This is a genomic window from Mycobacterium sp. 20KCMC460, assembly GCF_022179425.1.
In the GTDB taxonomy this organism is placed as follows: domain Bacteria; phylum Actinomycetota; class Actinomycetes; order Mycobacteriales; family Mycobacteriaceae; genus Mycobacterium; species Mycobacterium kiyosense.
This window is the reverse complement of record NZ_AP025524.1, coordinates 844,010-863,969: the sequence shown is the minus strand read 5'-3', so window position 1 is coordinate 863,969 and position 19,960 is coordinate 844,010. Positions and strand designations below refer to the sequence as shown.

The following is a 19,960-nucleotide window of genomic DNA, read 5'->3' as shown; positions in this document are numbered from 1 at the left end:
CGGGACGAATCGCGGCCGGCCGCCCTTCTGCTAGGTTTGCGGCTAGGTTGCTCTCGATCCCCCATCAGTGCCGAGTAGCTCTGCGACCCCAAGGAGCAAGTCGATGTCCCCGACCATCTGGATCATCCTGGTCTGCGTGGGTCTGCTGCTGGGTGCGGCGACGATAGTCGGGGCACGCAGCACTTCGGCCCTGCGGATCCTGGCGCCGGTCGGGGCGTACGGGGTGGTCGGTATGTTGCTGGGGATGGCCGCGGTCTTCGGAGTGACCCTGATGATCCAGCAGGACACGAAGCCGCCATTGCCCGGGGGCGATCCGGGGTCGTCGGTGCTCAACCGGGTCGAATACGGCAACCGCAGCTAGCCGGTCGGCGGTCGGCGCCTCCACTTCTCACGAGGCTCTTTCACGTCGCTGGCTGATGCTCGTCGGGGCGGCCGCACTGGCCTTGACCTTCGCCCAGGCTCCCGGACAGGTCTCCCCCGACACCAAACTCGACCTCACCGCGAACCCGCTGCGGTTCCTGGCGCGTGCGGCCAACCTATGGAACAGCGAGCTGCCGTTCGGCCAGTCGCAGAACCAGGCCTACGGCTACCTGTTCCCGCACGGCAGCTTCTTCCTGGTCGGCCACCTGCTCGGCGTGCCCGGGTGGATGACCCAGCGGCTGTGGTGGGCGCTGCTGTTGACCGCCGGTTTCTGGGGGCTGTTGCGCGTCGCCGAGGCGCTGCGGATCGGCAGCCCGGGGTCGCGGGTGCTGGGTGCGGCCGCGTTCGCGTTGTCGCCGCGGGTGCTGACCACGCTGGGGTCCATCTCGTCGGAGACGCTGCCGATGATGCTGGCGCCGTGGGTGCTGTTGCCGACGATCCTGGCGCTGCGGGGCGGTTCCGCGCGTTCGGTGCGGGTGCTGGCCGGCCAGGCCGGGCTGGCGGTGGCGCTGATGGGCGCGGTGAACGCGATCGCGACGGCCGCCGGGTGTCTGCCCGCGCTGATCTGGCTGGCCTGTCACCGGCCCAACCGCCGATGGTGGCGGTACAGCGGGTGGTTGCTGCTGGCCACCGCCTTGGCGGTGCTGTGGTGGGCGGTGGCACTGAGCCAGCTACGCGGGGTGAGCCCGCCGTTCCTGGACTTCATCGAGTCCTCCGGGGTGACCACCCAGTGGTCCTCGCTGGTGGAAGTGCTGCGCGGCACCCACAGCTGGACGCCGTTCGTGGCCCCGACCGCGACGGCGGGGGCGCCGCTGGTCACCGGCTCGGTCGCGGTCCTGGGTACCTGCCTGGTCGCGGCGGCCGGGCTGGCCGGGCTGGCCGGCGCGGCGATGCCGGCCCGGGGCCGGCTGGTGAGCATGCTGCTGGCCGGGGTGGTGTTGCTGGCCATCGGCTACAGCGGCGGCCTGGGCTCGCCGATCGCCCACCAGGTGCAGGCGTTCCTGGATGCGGGCGGCACGCCGCTGCGCAACGTACACAAGCTGGATCCGCTGGTGCGCATCCCGCTGGCGCTGGGACTGGCCCAGCTGCTGGGCGGCATTCCCCTGCCCGGCAGTGCCCCGCGGCCGGTGTGGCTGGCCGCCTTCGCGCACCCCGAGCGCGACCGGCGGGTGGCGGTCGGAGTGGTGGCGCTGACCGCACTGCTGGTGAGCACGTCACTGGCCTGGTCGGGCCGGCTGACCCCGCCCGGCACGTTCACCGCGATACCCGACTACTGGCAGCAGGCAGCCGACTGGCTCACCGAGCACCAGAGCGGCCGGGTGCTGGTGGCGCCGGGTGCACCGTTCGCCACCCAGGTGTGGGGCACCAGCCACGACGAGCCGCTGCAGGTGCTGGGTGCCGCACCGTGGGGGGTCCGGGACTCGATCCCGCTGAACCCGCCGCAGACAATTCGGGCGCTGGATTCGGTGCAGCGCCTGTTCGCCGCCGGCCGCCCGTCCGCGGGTCTGGCCGATACCCTTGCCCGGCAAGGCATTTCGTACGTGGTGGTGCGCAACGACCTGGATCCGGAGTCGTCCCGGTCGGCGCGGCCCATCCTGGTGCACCGCGCGGTCGCGGGATCGCCCGGGTTGGACAAGGTAGCCGAGTTCGGCCGGCCGGTGGGCCCCGGCACACTGGCCGGGTTCGTCAACGACAGCGGGTTGCGGCCGCGGTATCCCGCGGTGCAGATCTACCGGGTCAATGCCGTTGGCGGCGCCGGCGGCGCGGCGGTGGGCCCCTACTTCGCCGAGACCGACCGGATGGCACGGGTGACCGGCGGCCCCGAAGCGCTGTTGCGTCTGGACGAGCGACGACGGCTGCTGGGCCGCCCGCCGCTGGGGCCGGTGCTGATGAACGCCGACGCTCAGGCCGCCGGGCTGCAATCCCCGCTGGTCACGGTCACCGACACCCCGTTGGCCCGGGAAACCGACTACGGCCGAGTCGATCTGCACTCGTCGGCGATCCGGGCGCCCGGCGACGCCCGGCACACCTACAACCGGGTTCCCGACTATCCCGTCCCCGGGGCCCAGACGGTCTACGGCGGCTGGACCGGCGGCCGCGTCACGGCCTCCAGTTCGTCGTCGGATGCCACCGCGCTGCCCGACGTCGCGCCCGCGACCTCGCCGGCCGCCGCGATCGACGGCGACCCGGCCACCGCGTGGGTGTCCAACTCGCTGCAGGCTGCGGTCGGGCAATGGCTGCGGGTGGATTTCGACCATCCGGTGACCAACGCCGTCCTCACCCTGACACCCAGCGCGACGGCCGTCGGCGCGCAGGTCCGCCGCATCGTGGTGGAAACCGCCAACGGCAGCACCACGTTGCGGTTCGACGAGGCCGGCAAACCGTTGAGCGCCGCGTTGCCGTTCGGCGAGACACCGTGGGTACGCATCACCGCGGCCGCCACCGACGACGGCTCGCCCGGCGTGCAGTTCGGTATCACCGACCTGGCGATCACGCAGTACGACGCCTCCGGTTTCGCGCACCCGGTTGCGTTGCGGCACACCGTGCTGGTGCCCGGCCCACCGCCGGGAGCAGCGGTCGCGGGTTGGGATCTGGGCGCCGAGCTGCTGGGCAGGCCGGGCTGTGCACCAGGTCCCGACGACATGCGCTGCGCGGCGTCGATGGCGCTGGCCCCCGAAGAGCCGGTGAACCTGAGCCGCACCCTGACGGTGCCCGCCCCGTTACCGGTGCTGCCGACCGTATGGGTGCGGCCACGCCAGGGACCGAAGCTGGCCGACCTGATCGCCGAACCGGACACCGCCCGGGCGCGTGGCGATTCCGACCTGGTGGAGGTCGAGGGCTCGGCGTACGCGGCCACCGACGGCGACCCGGCCACGTCGTGGACTGCGCCGCAGCGAGTGGTTCAGCACAAGAGCCCGCCCACGCTGACGCTGACGCTACCGCGGGCCACCGAGGTGGCCGGGTTGCGGCTGACGGCCAGTCGTTCCACGTTGCCGGCTCACCCGAAACTGGTGGCCGTCGACCTGGGTGACGGTCCGCAGGTACGACCGTTGACGACTGACGTTGGGGGACAGACGCTTTCGCTGCAGCCGCGGGTCACCGACACGGTGACGGTGAGCCTGCTGGACTGGGAGGACGTCATCGACCGCAACGCGCTGGGTTTCGACCAGCTCAAGGCGCCCGGGCTGGCCGAGGTCGTCGCGCTGGGCGCCGACGGCAGCCCGATCGCGCCCGCCGACGCGTCGCGCAACCGTGCCCGCGAGATTGTCGTCGACTGCGAACACGGCCCGGTGATCGCGGTGGCGGGCCGATTCGTGCACACCGCGATCCGGACCACGGTCGGCGCGCTGCTGGACGGGTCGGCGGTGGCCGCCCAGCCGTGCCAGGCCGATCCGATCGCACTGCCGCCCGGGCAGCAGGAGTTGTTGATCAGCCCGGGGCCGGCGTTCGTGGTGGACGGCGCACAGCTGTCTGCTGGCACTGAATTGCCAAGTGCTGCAACGACATCGGCGGTAATCGGGTCCTGGGGTCCGGCCCGGCGCGAAGTGCGGGCCCCGGCGTCGGCGGCCGCACGGGTGCTGGTGATCCCGGAGAGCATCAACCCCGGCTGGGTGGCCCGGACCAGCAACGGGACCCGGCTGACGCCGATCGCGGTGAACGGGTGGCAGCAGGGCTGGTTGGTGCCCGCCGGCGATCCGGGCACCATCACGCTGACCTTCGCCGCCAACGCCGTATACCGGGCCGGGCTGGCGTTCGGGCTGGCGTTACTGCCGCTGCTGGCGTTGCTGGCGTTCTGGCGACGCCGCGGCGTCCCGGACGACGGCCCCGCCGCGGCTCCGTGGGCGCCGGGCCCCTGGGCGGTGGTACCGCTGCTGGGAGCCGGCGCGCTGATCTCCGGCGCTGCCGGTGCAGTGGTCTTCGCGGCGGTGTTGGGATTACGGCGCCGTTTCGGTTCAGCCAGGCGTCTGATGGTGGCGCTGAGTGCGGGCGGTCTGATCGCGGCTGGGGCGCTGCTGTCGCGCCACCCCTGGCGCTCCGAGCACGGGTACGCCGGCCACTGGGCGAATGTCCAACTGCTGGCGCTGCTTTCGCTGGCGGTGCTGGCCGCATCGGTGGTGGTATTCGGAGATTCCGCGCAGGATGGTGGATGCAACGGGGAACACGACGAGGAATAGTTGTGCCATGACGTGGTTCTCGGCGCCCGATTACTGGCTGGGCAGCCTGGTCCTGCAGCGCGGTGTGGCGGTGATCTACGCGATCGCGTTCGTGGCGGCAGCGCGTCAGTTCCGGCCGCTGCTCGGGGCGCGCGGCCTGCTGCCGGTACCGGCATATCTGGCCGGGCGATCGTTCTGGCAAGCGCCCAGCATCTTCCAGTTCCGGTATTCCGACCGGTTTTTCGCATCGGTCTGCTGGTTCGGCGCGGCCCTGGCGGCGGCGGTGGCGGCCGGGTCGACGGGGTTAGTGCCGGTGTGGGCCGGGATGCTGGTCTGGCTGACGCTGTGGGTGCTGTACCTCTCGATCGTCAACGTGGGCCAGACCTGGTACGGGTTCGGCTGGGAGTCACTGCTTTTGGAAGCCGGATTTTTGCTGGTCTTCCTGGGCGGTGGACGGGTGGCGCCGCCGGTGCTGACGTTGTGGCTGGCGCGCTGGCTGCTGTTCCGGGTCGAGTTCGGCGCCGGGTTGATCAAGATGCGCGGAGACCGCTGCTGGCGCGACCTGACCTGCCTGTACTACCACCACGAAACCCAGCCCATGCCGGGACCGCTGAGCTGGTTCTTCCATCACCTGCCCAAGCCGCTGCACCGAATCGAGGTGGCAGGCAACCATTTCGCACAACTGGTGGTGCCGTTCGGGTTGTTCGCCCCGCAGCCGGTGGCCGGGATGGCCGCGGCGGTCATCGTCGTCACCCAGTTGTGGCTGGTGCTGTCGGGGAACTTCGCCTGGCTGAACTGGTTGACCATCCTGCTGGCGTTCAGCGCCATCGACCAGTCGACGTTCGCCAGGTTGGGACTGGCGGCCAATACGCCGGAGTTTCCGGCTACCCCGCCGTGGTTCGCGGTTCTGGTGATCGCTCTCGCTGCAGCGATGCTGGTGCTGAGCTACTGGCCGGCCCGCAACATGCTGTCGTCGCGGCAGCGAATGAACGCGTCGTTCAATGCGTTCCATCTGTGCAATACCTACGGCGCTTTCGGCAGCATCAGCCGTACCCGGTACGAAGTGGTCGTCGAGGGCACCGCGGACACCTCGGTTGGCGACCAAACCGTATGGCGGGAGTACGAATTCAAGGGCAAACCCGGCTCGGTGCGGCGGCTGCCGCGGCAATTCGCGCCGTACCATCTGCGGCTGGATTGGCTGATGTGGTTCGCCGCGATCTCGCCGGGTTACGCGCTGGCGTGGCTGACGCCGTTGCTGACCCGGCTGCTGCGCAACGACGCCGATACGCTGAAACTGTTGCGGCACAATCCTTTCCCGGATACGCCGCCGCATTTCGTGCGGGCCCAACTGTACCAGTACCGGTTCACCACGCCGACCGAGCTGCGGCGCGACCGGGCGTGGTGGCATCGCACGCTGATCGGGAGCTATGCGCCGCCGAGATCGCTGCCTCGCTAGCTGGTGTGGGTTCACTTCTGGTACGACAACGCTCCGGTACCGGCGAGCTTCCCGCCGTCCACGATCAGGTACTCGGGCCGGATGGGCCGGCTGCCGAACCAGCACTCCAGGATCTCGCGGGTGCCCGCGGCGTAGCGCGCCTGAGCCGACAGCGTAGTGCCCGACACGTGCGGCGTCATCGCGTTGTTCGGCATGGTCCGCCACGGGTGGTCGGCGGGCGGCGGCTGCGGGAACCACACGTCGCCCGCGTAGCCAGCGAGCCGGCCGCTGCGGAGCGCCGCCGCGATCGCTTCCGGGACAGTCTCTTCGGCACGCGCCGTGTTGACGAGGTAGGAGCCACGGCGCATCGAGGCCAGCAGTTTCTCGTCGAACATCGCGCGGGTGTCCGCGTAGAGCGGCGAGTGCACCGACACCACGTCGACCGACCCGACCAGGGACTGCACGTCGGGGTGGAAGGTGACGTTCAGCTCCGTCTCGACCTCGGGCGGCAGCCGGCGGGTGTCGGTGTAGTGCAGATTGACGTCGAACGGGGCGAGCCGGCGCAGGACGGCACGGCCGATCCGCCCGGCGGCGATGATTCCGACGTCCATGCCTTCCAGGTCGTAGGCGCGTTGTACGCAGTCGGCGATGTTCCAGCCGCCGTCGACGGCAAAGCGGTGCGAGGGGACGAAGTTGCGCACCAGCGCCAGGATCTGCAGCACCGTATGCTCGGCGACGCTGATGCTGTTGCTGTAGGTCACTTCGGCGACGGTGATCCCGCGCTCCTTGGCCAGGTCGAGATCCACGTGATCCGAGCCGATTCCGGCGGTGAGCGCCAGTTTCAGGTTGGGCGCCTTGGCGATTCGCTCAGCCGTCAGGTACGCCGGCCAAAACGGCTGGGAGATAACGATGTCGGCGTCCGGCAGTTCGCGTTCGAACTCCGAGTCGGGACCTTCCTTGTCCGAGGTCACCACCAGCTCGTGACCGGCGGCTTCAAAGAACTCGCGCAGCCCCAGTCCACCCGAGACGCAGCCGAGTAGTTCACCAGGGGTGAACTCGATTTGCGACGGGGTCGGCACGGTGCTTCCGCCGGGGTAGCTGTGAATGGCCGGGATGGCGTCGCGGGCATAGCGCGGTGGGTATCCGTCGACGGGATCGGGATATAGCACCATCACACACTTGGCCACCGGAGATCTCCTAACCTGCTGTATCAGAACCGGTTTCAGTTTCGCCGTGCTCCGGCTCCGATGTCCAAGACACAGTTCCGAACAGCTGATAGGCAGCGCCTATCGCACGTTGGCCGCGATCTGCACCAACGCGCGGGCGAGCACCGAACCGGGCTCCGCCTTGCTGGTGACGAGTGCGATCGATGCGGTGACGGCCGGCTGCTCCAATCGCAGCACGCTGATGTCGGCGGCCGGACGCAGGCTGCGCAGCCAGGGCTGCGGGACGATGCTGGCCCACCGGCCGGTGCCCACGTGCGCGAGCAGCGCCGCCAGCGAGTCGGTTTCCAATTGCGGTGTCACCACTAGGTTTTGACTGGCCAGCGCGTCATCGATGAGCCGGCGGCCGCGCATGCCGCGGGTCAGCAGGCATAGCGGCAGGGTTGCCGCGTCCGACCAGGTGATGACGTCGGCTTTGACGGGCAGCAGCTCGGCGCTGGCGATCAGCACCGGCGTCTCCTCGTACAGCGGGGTGACCACCAGGTCGGCGGTGTCCTGCTGATCGGGGTAAAGGACACCGGCGTCGAGTTCGAAACGGCGGATGCGTTCGACGATCTGGGCGGACCGCAGATTCATCTCGAGCTGCACGCGTACCAGCGGATGTGCGCTGCAGAACGGATCGGTGAGCAGGGCGACCGTGGTGGAGGCGGCCGGGACCACGCCGATCCGCAGCTCTCCGGTCAGACCGGTCTGAAGAGCCGCGACCTCCTGCTTCAGGGCGTCGCGATCGGCCAGGATGCGCCTGGCCCAGGGCACCAGCCGATCACCTTCGGGGGTGAGACCTTCGAACTTCTGCCCGCGGCGCACCAGCGGAACCTTCAGCTCCTGTTCGAGCTTGCGGATCGACTCCGACAAAGCCGGCTGCGACACGAAGCAGGCGGCCGCGGCCCGCGCGAAGTGCCGCTCCTGGGCGAGCGCGACGAAATACTCGAGCTGACGCAACAGCATGGTTCATTCGACCACGCTCGTCACGTCAGCAGGTCGCCCAGCACGTCCGCGGCGGTGGGCAAACCGATCAACGATCCGTGGGAGAAGTACGGCCCGGCAGTGGGCGTCAGTGACGAGTAGCCGGCGTCGACGATCGGCTTGAGCAAGGAGTTGAGACCTCCGACGATGGGCTGCGGCACACCGATCTGCGCCAGCGGCAACAACATCGGCAGGGTGGGTGCGGGGATCATGTACGTGGTGACCGTGCCGCCCGCCGCAGTGGTGACGCTGGACAACGTGACCGCGTTCGACAGCGAGGTCAGCGCCGCCGGGTTGTGCTGATACAGGATGCCGAACATCGAATTCACCACCGCCGGCAGATTCCAGGGCCGGTCGGGCGGGTTGCTCCACCCGTCGTACTGGCCGAAGACCACGCTGACGTTGTACTGCGTGTTCGCCAGGCTCTGCGACGTGTAACCGAGCAGCGGCACGGTGATGCCATTCGGGAGGTAGGTGCTGGCCAGGCCGCCGACTTCGGGGCTGGAGAACATCGCGAACTGCAGGGCGCTCGGCGGCGGTGCGGTCGGCGAGGTCGCCAGGTACGCCAACTCGCGGTTGACGACGAGCGTTCCCTCGGACAGCCCCGCGATCTGCACCGGGGACCCGCCTGAGGCGGCGACCGCGGTGGCGATCTGGTCGTTCAGCAGCCGCTGCCCGACGGCGACGGCATCGTTGACGGAGGGGGCCCACAAGTTGCCGCTCAACAGGCCCATACTCGCCGGATAGTTGACCACTTGGGCGATGCTGTCGGAGAACCAGTTCTGCCCGATGGCTGTGTTCTGCAGGATGTAGCCCTGCAGCAGGGACACCGAAGCCGGTCCGGGAATGCCGCCCTGAAGGAGCACCTGTCCCAGGTAGGGCAGCCGCAGCAGGACATCCGGTATGTAGAGCGGGCCGGCGCCGGGGACGGTGATCCTGGTCGCTGCCGCCGCGCCGGTCATGGTGTCGCCGCCCAGCATGCTTGTCGCGCTGCCGATTTCGGTGCTCAGGTAGGCGGTCGCGGCCGACGCCAGGTTCTGCACGAACCGCTGATGGAACTGCGCCACCTGCGCGCTGGCGGCCTGGTACTGCTGGCCGTACGTGTCGAAGAACGCCGCCACCCCGGTCGACACCTCGTCGGCGGCCGCGGTCAAGAGCGAGGTGGTGGCTTTGGCGGCGGACGCGCCGGCGGAATCGATCGCCGATCCGGTCGCGGCCAACTCGGCTGCGGCGGTCGCCACCAGGTCCGGTACCGCCACGACCTGGGACAAAGCCGCCTCCTCGATGACCGACAGTGGGACGCCGACGCGGGCGATCGCCGAGAGGGTACCGCGGCCCAGTCGCGTTGCGCAGCGGATCTGGTGTTGCTCACACCGGAGGCCCGACGCATGCCAATGCACCCCTCGGATTCGTGGCCTCCGAGGCGTCACCCAAGTCCTTGCCTACCTAGGGATCGTCGTTGTCTTCGTCGGGGGCGAAGAGTCGTTCGGGGTGGTGGATCGTGTTGACGCGTGGTTGGCCCCGGTCGTGGTGTGCCGGGGGTAGCCATTCGATGAGGCCGCGGTGGTTGGTGCGGGTGGTCCAGCCGTGTTCGGCGAGGCGGTTGTGGATGCCGCAGGCCAGGGCGAGGTTGGTGATGTGGGTGCTCAGGCAGGTGTGCCAGGCGGTGAGGTGATGGACCTCGGTGTGATACGCCGCAGCGGTGCAGCCGGGTCGGGTGCAGCCGCGATCCCGCGCATACAGCATCAGGCGTTGGGCGCGGTTGGCCAGCCGCTTGGTGTGATACAGCGCCAGGGGTGTGGCGCCGTCGAACAGGGCGAGGTAGGGGTGCGCGGCGCCCGACCAGCGGATCACATCGGACATCGGCACTAGACTGCCGCCGCCGGTGCGGGCTGTGCCGGTGCCGGCTTCCAGTTCGGCCAGGGTGGTGGTGACCACGATGGTGACGGGCAGCCCGTGGTGCTGCCCGAGGTCCCCGGAGGCCAGTAGCGCCATCAGCCCGGCGTGCAGCCCATCATGCTGACGCTGAGCGGTACCGCGGGTGTCGCGGCGGACCGCTTCGGGGTCCGGCTCGCCCTCGTCGATGTGGGGCAGGTGGTCCTCGGGGTTGGCGATGCCGGGGGCGGCCAGTTTGGCCCAGGCGGCTTCCAGGGCGGCGCGCAGGGCGGGGGTGATCCAGCCGGTGAGTTTGGACATGCCGTCGGGGTCTTGTTTGCCCAGACTCAGGCCGCGCTTGCGGGCGCGTTCGTCGTCGGAGAATTCCCCGTCGGGGTGCAGGTAGGCCAGCAGCGTGAGGGCGTAGTCCTTGAGTTGGTCGGGGCGCATGGCGGCGGCTTGGCCGGCCAGGTCGGCTTCGGCCTGCTCGCGGGCACCGGCATCCACTTCCGTCGGTAAGTGTTTGACGAAGTCGCGGATCTCGTTCACGTGGCCGCTACCGATACGGCCCTGGCGTTGGGCGGCGGCGGTGGCCTCCAACCGCGGCGCCAACGGCTCCCCCGTCAAACCATGCCGTTCACCGAGATCGGCGGCGTCGCCGATCCGCCGGCCAGCCTCCGAAGTCGTGATCCGCAGCCGATCGGCCAGCGCGTTACGCAGGGTGTCACCCAACTCCTCCTTGCTCACCGCGGCGAGCTGATTCAACAACTGATGCTGCGGCACCGGCAGCCGCCGCACCACCGTCTCCAAGCGCTCCAGGATCGCCATCCGCTCCGGGGTGCTCAGCACCTCAAACCGCAACTCGCACAACCGCTCGACCGCCGCATCGCACGCGTCGAGAACCTCGACGATCTCCGCACGCGTGTTCGCAAGCATGTTCGAATGATATCGCCGGGGTACGACACGACACCGCCCCCGAGCGCGACCCTGTGGACAAACTCCCAACTGTGCACAAAGCCGCCGGGGTCCTGCGCACAGAGATCTACAGCGTCTCGTCCAGCTCCCCGAGCCGGTCGGTCAACCGCAGGTTCTCCGAATAGTCCACCGGGCACGCGATCAGCGACACCCCGTCGTCGTCCAGCGCCGTCCGCAGCGTCGGCAACAACTCGTCGGCGTTGCCGATTCGATATCCCTTGGCGCCGAAGCTTTCCGCGTAACTCACGATGTCCGGGTTGCCGAACTTCACGTAGTAGTGATCGCCGAGTTCGAGGTCCATCTTCCACTCGATCAACCCGTATCCGCCGTCCTCCCAGACCAGTACCACCAGCGGGATCTTCTCCCGGACCGCGGTCTCGATCTCCTGGGAGTTCATCAGGAAAGCGCCGTCGCCGACCACGGCCAGGACCTTGGCCTGCGGCCTGGCCAGCTTGACACCCAACGCGCCGGGAAGCGCAAAACCCATAGTGGACAAACCATTTGAGATCAGACAGGTATTGCGCTCGTACGTCGGGTACAGCCGGGCCATCCACATCTTGGTGGCCCCGGTGTCGACCAGCACCACATCGGAGCGCCCCAGCGCCGCCCGCGTGTCGGCGACCACCCGCTGCGGCGCCAGCGGGAAACGCGAATCCTTCTGTCCCCGCTCGAATTCCTCGGCCAGCAAGCCTGACCCCGGGACGTCGGCGTCGGCGAAACTGTGGCCCTCGAGAGCGTCGGCAACCGCGTCGAGTGAGTCGCTGATGTCGCCGATGATGCCGACCTCCACCGAGTAGTGCGCGTCGACCTCGGCCGGGAAGCGGTGGATGTGGATGATCTTCTTGTCGGCCTGCGGGTTGATCCGGACCGGGTCGAACTCCTGCAACTCGTAGCCGACCGCGATGACCACGTCGGCGTTGTCGAAGCCGAAGTTGACGTAGTCGTGCCGCATGAAGCCCAGGGTGCCGATGCTGTTGGGGTGGTCGTCGGGCATCACGCCCTTGCCGTGAAAACTGTTGGCCACCTTGACGCCGAGCTTCTCGGCGAACCGGACCAGCGCCGCGGTGGCGTCGCTGCGGGCGGCGCCGTGGCCGGCCAACACCACCGGGCGCTTCGCCTCGCGCAGGATGTCGACCGCGCGGGCCACCTGCCTGGCGGCCGGCGCATCGGCGCGAACGACGTTGCGGGGCAAGGGCTTCAGCTCGTAATCGGAGTCGTCCTCGTCGATGTGTTCCGGTACGGCCAGGTACACCGCGGCCGGGCGCTCGGTCTCGGCGACCTTGAACGCCTTGCGGACCATCTCGGGAATGGCGTGCGGAGTGGGGATCGGCGCCGACCAACGGGTGATCGGGGCGAACATCGACACCAGGTCGACGTACTGGTGGGATTCCTTGAACTCGCGGTCCTGCCCCACCTGCGCCGAGATCGCGACCACCGGGGTGCTGTTGGTGGTGGCGTCGGCCACGCCGAGCTGCATGTTGATGGCGCCCGGCCCGAGGGTCGCCGACACCACTCCGGCACGCCCGGTGACCCGGCCGTACATCTCGGCCATGAACGCCGCGGCCTGCTCGTGCCGGGTGAGTACGTAACGGATGTCGGAGGCCGCCAGCGCTTGGACGAAGCGGATGTTCTCCTCCCCCGGAATCCCGAAGACGACCTCCACGCCCTCGTTTTCCAGGCACTTGACGATCAGTTGGGCCGCTGTGCTCATCCGCCACCTCCCGGTGCTGAGAATAGTGGCAGGCTAGATGGTGGACGTTCCGAGAACCCACCGAACGAAGGAGGGCCCGCGTGCCCATCGCCACCATCAACCCGGCCACCGGCGAGACCGTCGAAACCTTCACCGCGGCCACCGACGACGAAGTGGACGCCGCCATCGCCCGCGCGCACGAGCGCTTTCTCGACTACCGCCATTCGACCACCTATGCCCAGCGCGCCGAATGGGCAAACGCGACCGCCGACCTGCTGGAGAAAGAAGCCGACGAAGTCGCGGCCATGATGACCCTGGAGATGGGTAAGACGCTGGCGTCGGCCAAAGCCGAAGCGCTCAAGTGCGCCAAGGGTTTTCGTTACTACGCCGAGAACGCCGAGAAGCTGCTGGCCGACGAGCCCGCCGAGGCGTCGAAGGTCGGCGCGAAGCGGGCCTACGTGCGCTACCAGCCGCTAGGCGTAGTGCTGGCCGTGATGCCGTGGAACTTTCCGCTGTGGCAGGCCGTGCGGTTCGCCGCGCCGGCCCTGATGGCGGGCAACGTCGGCATCCTCAAGCACGCCTCCAACGTGCCGCAGTCGGCGTTGTATCTGTCCGACGTGATCGCCCGCGGCGGATTCCCGGACGGGTGTTTCCAGACGCTGCTCGTCTCCTCGAGCGCCGTCGAGCGCATCCTGCGGGACCCGCGCGTCGCGGCGGCCACCCTGACCGGCAGCGAGCCGGCCGGGCAAGCCGTCGCCGCCATCTGCGGTGACGAGATCAAGCCGACCGTGCTCGAACTCGGCGGCAGCGACCCGTTCATCGTGATGCCGTCGGCGCCGCTGGACGACGCGGTCAAGACCGCAGTCAAGGCCCGCGTGCAGAACAACGGCCAATCCTGCATCGCGGCAAAGAGATTCATCGTGCACACCGACATCTACGACGAGTTCGTGGACAAGTTCGTCGAGCAGATGCAGGCATTGAAGGTCGGCGATCCGACCGACCCGGACACCGACGTGGGCCCGCTGGCCACCGAGTCCGGCCGCGACGAGATCGCCAAGCAGGTCGACGACGCCGTCGCCGCCGGTGCGAAGGTTCGCCTCGGCGGCGAGCGCCCCGACCGGCCGGGCTGGTTCTACCCGCCGACCGTCATCACCGACATCACCAAGGACATGGCGCTGTACACCGAGGAAGTGTTCGGGCCAGTCGCCTCCATGTACCGGGTTTCCGACATCGACGAGGCCATCGAGATCGCCAACGCCACCAGCTTCGGGTTGGGCTCCAACGCGTGGACGCAGGACGAAGCCGAGCAGGAGCGCTTCATCGACGACATCGAAGCCGGTCAGGTGTTCATCAACGGCATGACGGTGTCCTATCCCGAACTCGGGTTCGGCGGCGTCAAGCGATCGGGCTACGGACGCGAACTGGCCGGCTTGGGCATCAAGGCGTTCTGCAACGCCAAGACGGTGTGGGTGGGCTGACGGCCCGCGCTAAACCGCGGCCAGCGCCCGGGCGTCCTCGTCGGCGAAGTCGTCCTCGAGCTGCACCGGTGAGTAGTCCAGGTCGATCTCACCGACCGGGCGGCCGCGGGCGCTGCTGATGGTGCCGAACCGCCGCATGCCCTTGTCCATCGAGTACTGCAGCATCTCGTCCTGCGACAGGTCGAACGGCGGATGTTCGCCGTAGAGGGCGAACCCCTCCTCGGTGAGCCGCAGAGCCATTGGGATGAGCTCGTTCATCCGCGATTCGAAGACCGTCCAGTTGGCGTCGTCGGCGGCGACGTGGCGACGGCAGGTGAAGGTGCCCCACGCCATGTGGCGCCGCTCGTCGTCCCCGATGCGCCGGATCAGCTCCTGCATGCCGGGCAGGATGCCACGCTCCACGCAGATCTTGTTCCAGGCGTAGTAGCCGGTGAGCGCCAGCATGCCTTCCACGATGTGGTTGTAGGTGACCGACGCCCGTACCTGCGCGGCCGGGGACGCGTCTTTGGTCAGCGCATTCAGGCAGTCCGGCAGCTCGTCGTAGAAGATCTGCCGGTAGGTGGGCAGCGGGTCGAGGTAGCCGTGCAGGTCGTTGGTGACCCCGACGGCGTCCAGCCACATCCGGAACACCTGGACGTGCTTGGCCTCCTCGAACGCGAACTGCGTCAGGTACATCTCGTCGCCGATCCGGCCTTCGGCGCGCATCGCGGCCATGAACGGCTGGATGTCCTCGGTCACCGCCTCCTCACCGGCGATGAATTGCGCGCACAGCCGGATGGTGTAATCGCGCTCGTCGTCGGAGAGCTTCTCCCAGTCGGCCCGATCGCGGGAGAAGTCGATATCGGCGGGATTCCAGAATTTGGCGTTACCACCGGCAAACAGCTTGAGCGGCAAGCTCTCCCAGTTGAGGCCGCCGGCCACCATCGAGCCGGTGTGGGTGCGGGTCATGTGACGCTCCTGGTGTCTAGTGGGGCTGGGCTGGGGACGGGTGAGAACGCGGCAGCCAGTACCGAGACCAGACGGCGCACGGCCAGTGCCGGCTGTTCGGGGTTGGGTTCGTCGAGGCCGAGAATGGGATCGAGGCCGCGCATATACGGGGCCAGTGCCAGGTGCGGGAAGATCATCAGCAGCAGCGACAGCAATGCCTCGGTGTCGGAATCGGGCCGCAGGTCGCCGCGGCGGAGCGCCTCGGTCACCAGCGGGCGCAGCACCTCCAGGTAGTGCCGGTGGATGACATTGCGCACGCTGATCCGGGCGTCGGTGTCGACCTCGAGGGTGGCCGCGGCGTGCAGCGCGCGTTCCCGCGGATGCTCGGCGTAGTAGGTGACCCAGGCGTCGAGCAGTTCGGTGAGGAATTCGAAAAACGTTCGGCTGGGCTCGATTTCGCGGATGACCTCCTCCACGAAGACGCGCACCCGTTGGCTGGCGACGTCGGCGATGAAGGCGTAGAGATCGCGCTTGTCCGCGAAGTATTGGAACAGGCTGCCCTTGGCGACGCCGGCCCGACGGGCGATGACGTTCAGGCTGCCGTTGGAGAAGCCGTGGGCGCCGAATTCGGCCTCGGCGGCCTCGATGATGGCAGCCCGCCGGGCCGGGTCGACGCGGGCCCAGGTCACTGTCGGCATGCGGCCTCCTGACTGGTATGACCGGTGGTCATTCTACTGTGACGTGGTTCACAGTCAAGGCTGTGGCGGGCCGCGCCGCATATCGCACCATCCGCCGATGTCGACCGGCATGAGAGTCCGCAAAATGTCGGTGAAACGGGGCTTTGACCGTACATATGGGGCCGCTGGGCGGTAGGCGCTGGCCGCTGGACCGCTGGGCACTGGCACCCGGCGCCCGGCGCCCGGCGCTCGGCGCTCGGCGCTCGGCGCCCAACGGTAGAGCTGGTCAAGGCACATTAGGGCCGCATCTGGTAGGCGCCGTTGAGCGGCAGCACCTGTTCCTTCCACACCTTGTCGTAGCGGGCGCGGTCGTGCGCCGGGCGCCGAATCATCCGCAGCGCAAAGCGCGCCTGCTCGTCGGTGGTGGCGGCCTTGTCGTTGAGTTCGACTGCGTAGCTGTTGAAGTCGCGCACCAGCAGGCCGAAGATCTCGTCCAGCAGCGCCTCGTCCACACCCGAGATGCCCGCCTCCTCCAGGATCAGCTGCGCGTAGGGCACCAGGGCAAAAATCTGACCCACCCCGAAGGCGAAGTCAATGTCCTTCTGCTGCACAGCATCTGGTGTCGCCGACGCAAGCATCTCGGCCAGCACCTCGACCTGGCGGCGCAGCAGCGCGACATTCGGCAAGTGGGCGTAGCCGTCGAAGGACGCGCGCCAGTCGTGGAACCGCACCTTGCCCAGGCCGCCGGTCGGCCCCTGATCGAACAGGAAGGTGTCGTCGGCGTCGTCGTCGCGACGCCCGATCAGCGGCAGCGCGGCATCCGGGGCGAACAGGAAGTTCGGCATGAACTTGGCCAGCAGCCCGATGTTGATGTGCACGGTGCCCTCCAGCCGGGGCAGCAGCCCGATCTCGCGGGCGACGGTCTCGAAGAAGGTGTCCTTCTCCACGCCCTTGGCCGCGATGACATCCCACAGTGCGGTGACCACCCGCTCGCCCTCGCTGGTGACCTTGGCCTTGGTGAGCGGGCTGTACAGCAGGTAACGGCGGTCTTCGGCCGAGGCGCTGCGCATGTAGTCCGACGTCCGGGTGCACACCAGACGCATGGCGACCAGCCGCGCGTAGGCGTCGGTGAGCAGCCGCCGGACATGGCTGAAGTCGGTGACGACGCTGCCGTACAACTGCCGGTTGGCGGCGTGGGTGATGGCCTCGTAGAAGGCGTGCGTGCACATGCCGACCGCGCCCCAGCCCAGGTTGTACTTGCACACGTTGACCGTGTTCAGCGCGGCGTGAAAGGCACCCATGCCGCGGTGCAGCAGGTCCGCCTCGGTGACCGGGTATTGGTGCAGCGCGTAATTCGCCACGTAGTTCTGCGAATTCACTACGTTCTTCCTGCATTCGTACCGGTCGTGCTGGGAGTCGGCGGCGAAGAAGACGTATTCGGGTTCCTTCGACCCGTGGTCGATGCGGCCGAACGTCGAGACCATCCGGGCCACGTTGGCGTTGCCGATGTAGTACTTCTCCCCGTTGGCGACCCAGCCGTGCCCTACCTCTTTCGAAGGCGTCAGGATCATGTCGGTCTGGTAGACGTCGGCGCCGTGGGCCTGCTCGGACAGGCCGAACGCGAACACCTCGCCCTGCTCGAGCTGGGCGGCGGCTTTGCGTTTGGCGTCCTCGTTGTCGCTCATCCAGATCGGCCCCAGGCCAAGGGCGGTCACCTGGAAGGGGTACCAGTAGCTCAGGCCGTAGAAGCCGACGATCTCGGCGAACTCGCTGATCCGGTAGGTGTCCCACCGACAGTCGTCGGCCCCGTACGCCGCGGGAGTCATGAGCGAGGCGAAGATCCGGTTCTCGGCGATGTGGTCGAGGAACTCCGAGTACCAGACGCGCTCGTGATCGTCGTGCTTGAGCTTGGCCTTGCCGCGGTTCTCGAAGAAATCGACCGTGGCCTGCATGATCTCCGCCGACCGCGCATCCGGATACGTGCGTTGCAGGTTGTTGGGGTCGAGCAGCATGACGTGACTCCCGCGGGGTTCGAGCAAGCTTGGTCAGACAGGTCGGTGGTTGAGTGTAGGTGCGCAGCGCCGTCGCCGGGTCCGGACACCGCGAACTGCCTGCCAAACGCGCTCGACCTGCCTAGACTTGCCCCGCGAGGGCGCACGACCGCGGGAGGTGGTTGGTGGCAGAGGGGCCGTCCGATGACGGCACGACGGCGGAGTGGGGCACAGGGGCCACGTTCGGCCACTACCGCTTGATCAGGCTGCTGGGCAGCGGCGGTTTCGGCGAGGTGTACGAAGCTTTCGACACCAGAAAAAGCCGCACCGTCGCGCTGAAACTGTTGCCGCCGTCCTACTCGGGCAACCCGATCTTCCGTAAAAGGCTGTTCCGCGAGGCGTCCACCGCGGGCAGGCTGAACGAGCCGCATGTGGTTCCCATTCACGACTACGGCGAGATCGACGGTCAGCTCTACATCGACATGCGCTTGGTCCGGGGTTCTGATCTGCGGGGCGTGCTCGACGAGAGTGGACCGATGGAGCCGGCCCGCGCGGTGCGGATCGTCGACCAGATCGCCTCGGCGCTCGACGCTGCGCACGCCGAGCAGATCATCCACCGCGACGTCAAGCCCGCGAACATCCTGCTCACCGGCCATGATTTCGCCTGCCTGGTCGACTTCGGGCTGGCCAACGCCGCCACCGACGCCAAACTCACCACGGCGGGCAACACGGTGGGCACCTTCGCCTATATGTCCCCGGAGCGGCTCGCCGACGAGGAAATCGACCTTCGCACCGACGTCTACGCCCTGACCTGTGTGCTCTACGAGTGCCTGACCGGTACTCCGCCTTTTCCGCATGCTGACCTGGCCGCGCTCATCGCCGCCCACCTGACCGCCCCGATCCCGAGTCCCAGCCGGCAGCGGCCGGGTATTGCGCACCAGTTCGACGAGGTCGTCACCTGCGGCATGGCCAAGGATCGCGAGGACCGCTACGCGAGCGCCGGCGCACTCGCGGCCGCCGCCGCCCAGGCGCTGGCGGCTGAGCACCCGGACACAGTTTCCGCGCCATCCGGGCCGGCCAACCCGTTACCCCCCGTCGACGCGATGCGGCGCCGCCGACGCAGGATCGCCGCGCTGGTCGGCGCGCTCGCCCTCGTCCTGGCGGTTGCCGGTGCGGTCATCCCGCGGCTGCAGCATCGACCGGCGACACCTGCCAAGGCCGCCGCCGCGAATGCGGGCACCACCCCGATCGCACGCATCGCCGCCACCATCGGAGTCGGAGCACGGCCCGAGGCGGTCGCCGTCGATCCCGCCAACCACACCGTCTACACCGCCAACTACGGCGACAGCACCATGTCGATCATCGATGCCGCCAGTCACACCCTGACTGCCACCGTCCCGGTCGGCAAGGGCCCGGTGTGGGTGGCGGTCGACCCGGGGACGCACCTGGCCTGCACCGCCAACAACCGCGACGACACGGTATCGCTCATCGACACCGGCAGCCGCGCCGTCACCGCCACCGTCAAAGTCGGCACCAACCCGTGGGGGATCGCGGTGGACCCGACCTCCCATGTCGCCTACGTCGCCAATATGTGGGACTACAGCGTGTCGGCGATCGATCTGGCCACGCACCGGGTGGTCGCAACCATCCCCGTCGGCAAGAATCCGTACGGCATAGCCATCGACCCCAGCACCGCGACCGCCTACGTGGCCAACAGCAGCGACGGCACGCTGTCGGCGATCGACACCGTCAGCCATACCGTCACCGCAACCATCCCCGTCGGCAACGACCCCCGAGGTGTGGGTCTCGACCTCGCCGCGCACCGGGCCTACGTCACCCAGGAGGCCGAGGGTGCCGTATCCGTGATCAACCTGGACAACCGGAGCGTGGCCGGCACCATCCACGTCGGCAACAGTCCGTACGGCGTCACCGTCGACCCGACCGTCCACACCGTCTACACCGCCAACCACAACGACAGCGTGTCGGTGATCGACACGAGCGACCTCGCGGTGGCCGGGGTCATTCGGATCGGCAAGGACACCTTCGCGCTGGCCGTGGACCCCGACACCCACATCCTCTACACCGCCAACCACGACGCCACGGTGTCGGTGATCGTGCCGGCCCGGGAGCGGCATTGAGCGCGGTGCCG

Annotated in this window: 13 protein-coding genes; 5 read left to right on the top strand and 8 right to left on the bottom strand. The window is 68.4% G+C overall.

Going from position 1 to position 19,960, the window contains the following annotated elements:
- The first annotated feature begins 190 nt into the window (after positions 1-190).
- The 3 genes from MKCMC460_RS03935 to MKCMC460_RS03925 are packed head-to-tail and all read left to right on the top strand — an operon-like array spanning position 191 to position 6,030.
- Positions 191-361: a DUF2613 domain-containing protein gene (locus tag MKCMC460_RS03935; protein ID WP_236984604.1), complete on the top strand. Its 171-nt coding sequence runs from the start codon at positions 191-193 to the stop codon at positions 359-361.
- A 55-nt stretch (positions 362-416) separates the two neighbouring features.
- The gene (locus MKCMC460_RS03930; protein WP_236980224.1) at positions 417-4,595 is read left to right on the top strand and encodes an alpha-(1->3)-arabinofuranosyltransferase; all 4,179 of its coding nucleotides are present in this window, start codon (positions 417-419) and stop codon (positions 4,593-4,595) included.
- Between the two features lie 7 nt (positions 4,596-4,602).
- Positions 4,603-6,030: a lipase maturation factor family protein gene (locus tag MKCMC460_RS03925; protein WP_236980221.1), complete on the top strand. Its 1,428-nt coding sequence runs from the start codon at positions 4,603-4,605 to the stop codon at positions 6,028-6,030.
- A gap of 11 nt (positions 6,031-6,041) precedes the next feature.
- Here MKCMC460_RS03925 and MKCMC460_RS03920 read toward each other — a convergent pair whose 3' ends face one another.
- The 5 genes from MKCMC460_RS03920 to MKCMC460_RS03900 form a co-directional block, all read right to left on the bottom strand.
- On the bottom strand, positions 6,042-7,196 hold the full coding sequence (locus MKCMC460_RS03920) for an NAD-dependent formate dehydrogenase (RefSeq protein ID WP_236980219.1): 1,155 nt from the start codon (positions 7,194-7,196) through the stop codon (positions 6,042-6,044).
- Between the two features lie 99 nt (positions 7,197-7,295).
- The gene (locus tag MKCMC460_RS03915) at positions 7,296-8,180 is read right to left on the bottom strand and encodes a LysR family transcriptional regulator (RefSeq protein ID WP_236980217.1); all 885 of its coding nucleotides are present in this window, start codon (positions 8,178-8,180) and stop codon (positions 7,296-7,298) included.
- Positions 8,181-8,200: 20 nt separating this feature from the next.
- On the bottom strand, positions 8,201-9,469 hold the full coding sequence (locus tag MKCMC460_RS03910) for a PE-PPE domain-containing protein (protein WP_236980215.1): 1,269 nt from the start codon (positions 9,467-9,469) through the stop codon (positions 8,201-8,203).
- A gap of 175 nt (positions 9,470-9,644) precedes the next feature.
- Complete coding sequence (locus tag MKCMC460_RS03905) at positions 9,645-11,009, bottom strand: HNH endonuclease signature motif containing protein (RefSeq protein ID WP_238305318.1); 1,365 nt, start codon at positions 11,007-11,009, stop codon at positions 9,645-9,647.
- A gap of 106 nt (positions 11,010-11,115) precedes the next feature.
- Positions 11,116-12,759 carry an acetolactate synthase large subunit gene (locus tag MKCMC460_RS03900; RefSeq protein WP_236980213.1) on the bottom strand — a complete coding sequence of 548 codons (1,644 nt, stop codon included), beginning with the start codon at positions 12,757-12,759 and terminating at the stop codon, positions 11,116-11,118.
- Positions 12,760-12,839: 80 nt separating this feature from the next.
- On the opposite strand from MKCMC460_RS03900, the gene MKCMC460_RS03895 reads away from it, so the two are divergent.
- Positions 12,840-14,216 carry an NADP-dependent succinic semialdehyde dehydrogenase gene (locus MKCMC460_RS03895; protein ID WP_236980212.1) on the top strand — a complete coding sequence of 459 codons (1,377 nt, stop codon included), beginning with the start codon at positions 12,840-12,842 and terminating at the stop codon, positions 14,214-14,216.
- Between the two features lie 9 nt (positions 14,217-14,225).
- On the opposite strand, the gene MKCMC460_RS03890 is transcribed toward MKCMC460_RS03895, so the two are convergent.
- The 3 genes from MKCMC460_RS03890 to MKCMC460_RS03880 all read right to left on the bottom strand — a co-directional run bounded on the left by MKCMC460_RS03890 (position 14,226) and on the right by MKCMC460_RS03880 (position 17,832).
- The gene (locus tag MKCMC460_RS03890) at positions 14,226-15,164 is read right to left on the bottom strand and encodes a R2-like ligand-binding oxidase (protein ID WP_236980210.1); all 939 of its coding nucleotides are present in this window, start codon (positions 15,162-15,164) and stop codon (positions 14,226-14,228) included.
- Positions 15,161-15,841, bottom strand: coding sequence for a TetR/AcrR family transcriptional regulator (locus tag MKCMC460_RS03885; protein WP_236980208.1), 681 nt, complete (start codon positions 15,839-15,841; stop codon positions 15,161-15,163). The genes MKCMC460_RS03890 and MKCMC460_RS03885 overlap by 4 nt, the downstream gene beginning before the upstream one ends.
- A 275-nt stretch (positions 15,842-16,116) precedes the next feature.
- Positions 16,117-17,832: an acyl-CoA dehydrogenase gene (locus MKCMC460_RS03880; RefSeq protein WP_236980207.1), complete on the bottom strand. Its 1,716-nt coding sequence runs from the start codon at positions 17,830-17,832 to the stop codon at positions 16,117-16,119.
- Between the two features lie 164 nt (positions 17,833-17,996).
- On the opposite strand from MKCMC460_RS03880, the gene MKCMC460_RS31520 reads away from it, so the two are divergent.
- Positions 17,997-19,949 carry a serine/threonine-protein kinase gene (locus MKCMC460_RS31520; protein ID WP_289624955.1) on the top strand — a complete coding sequence of 651 codons (1,953 nt, stop codon included), beginning with the start codon at positions 17,997-17,999 and terminating at the stop codon, positions 19,947-19,949.
- Positions 19,950-19,960 lie beyond the last annotated feature (11 nt).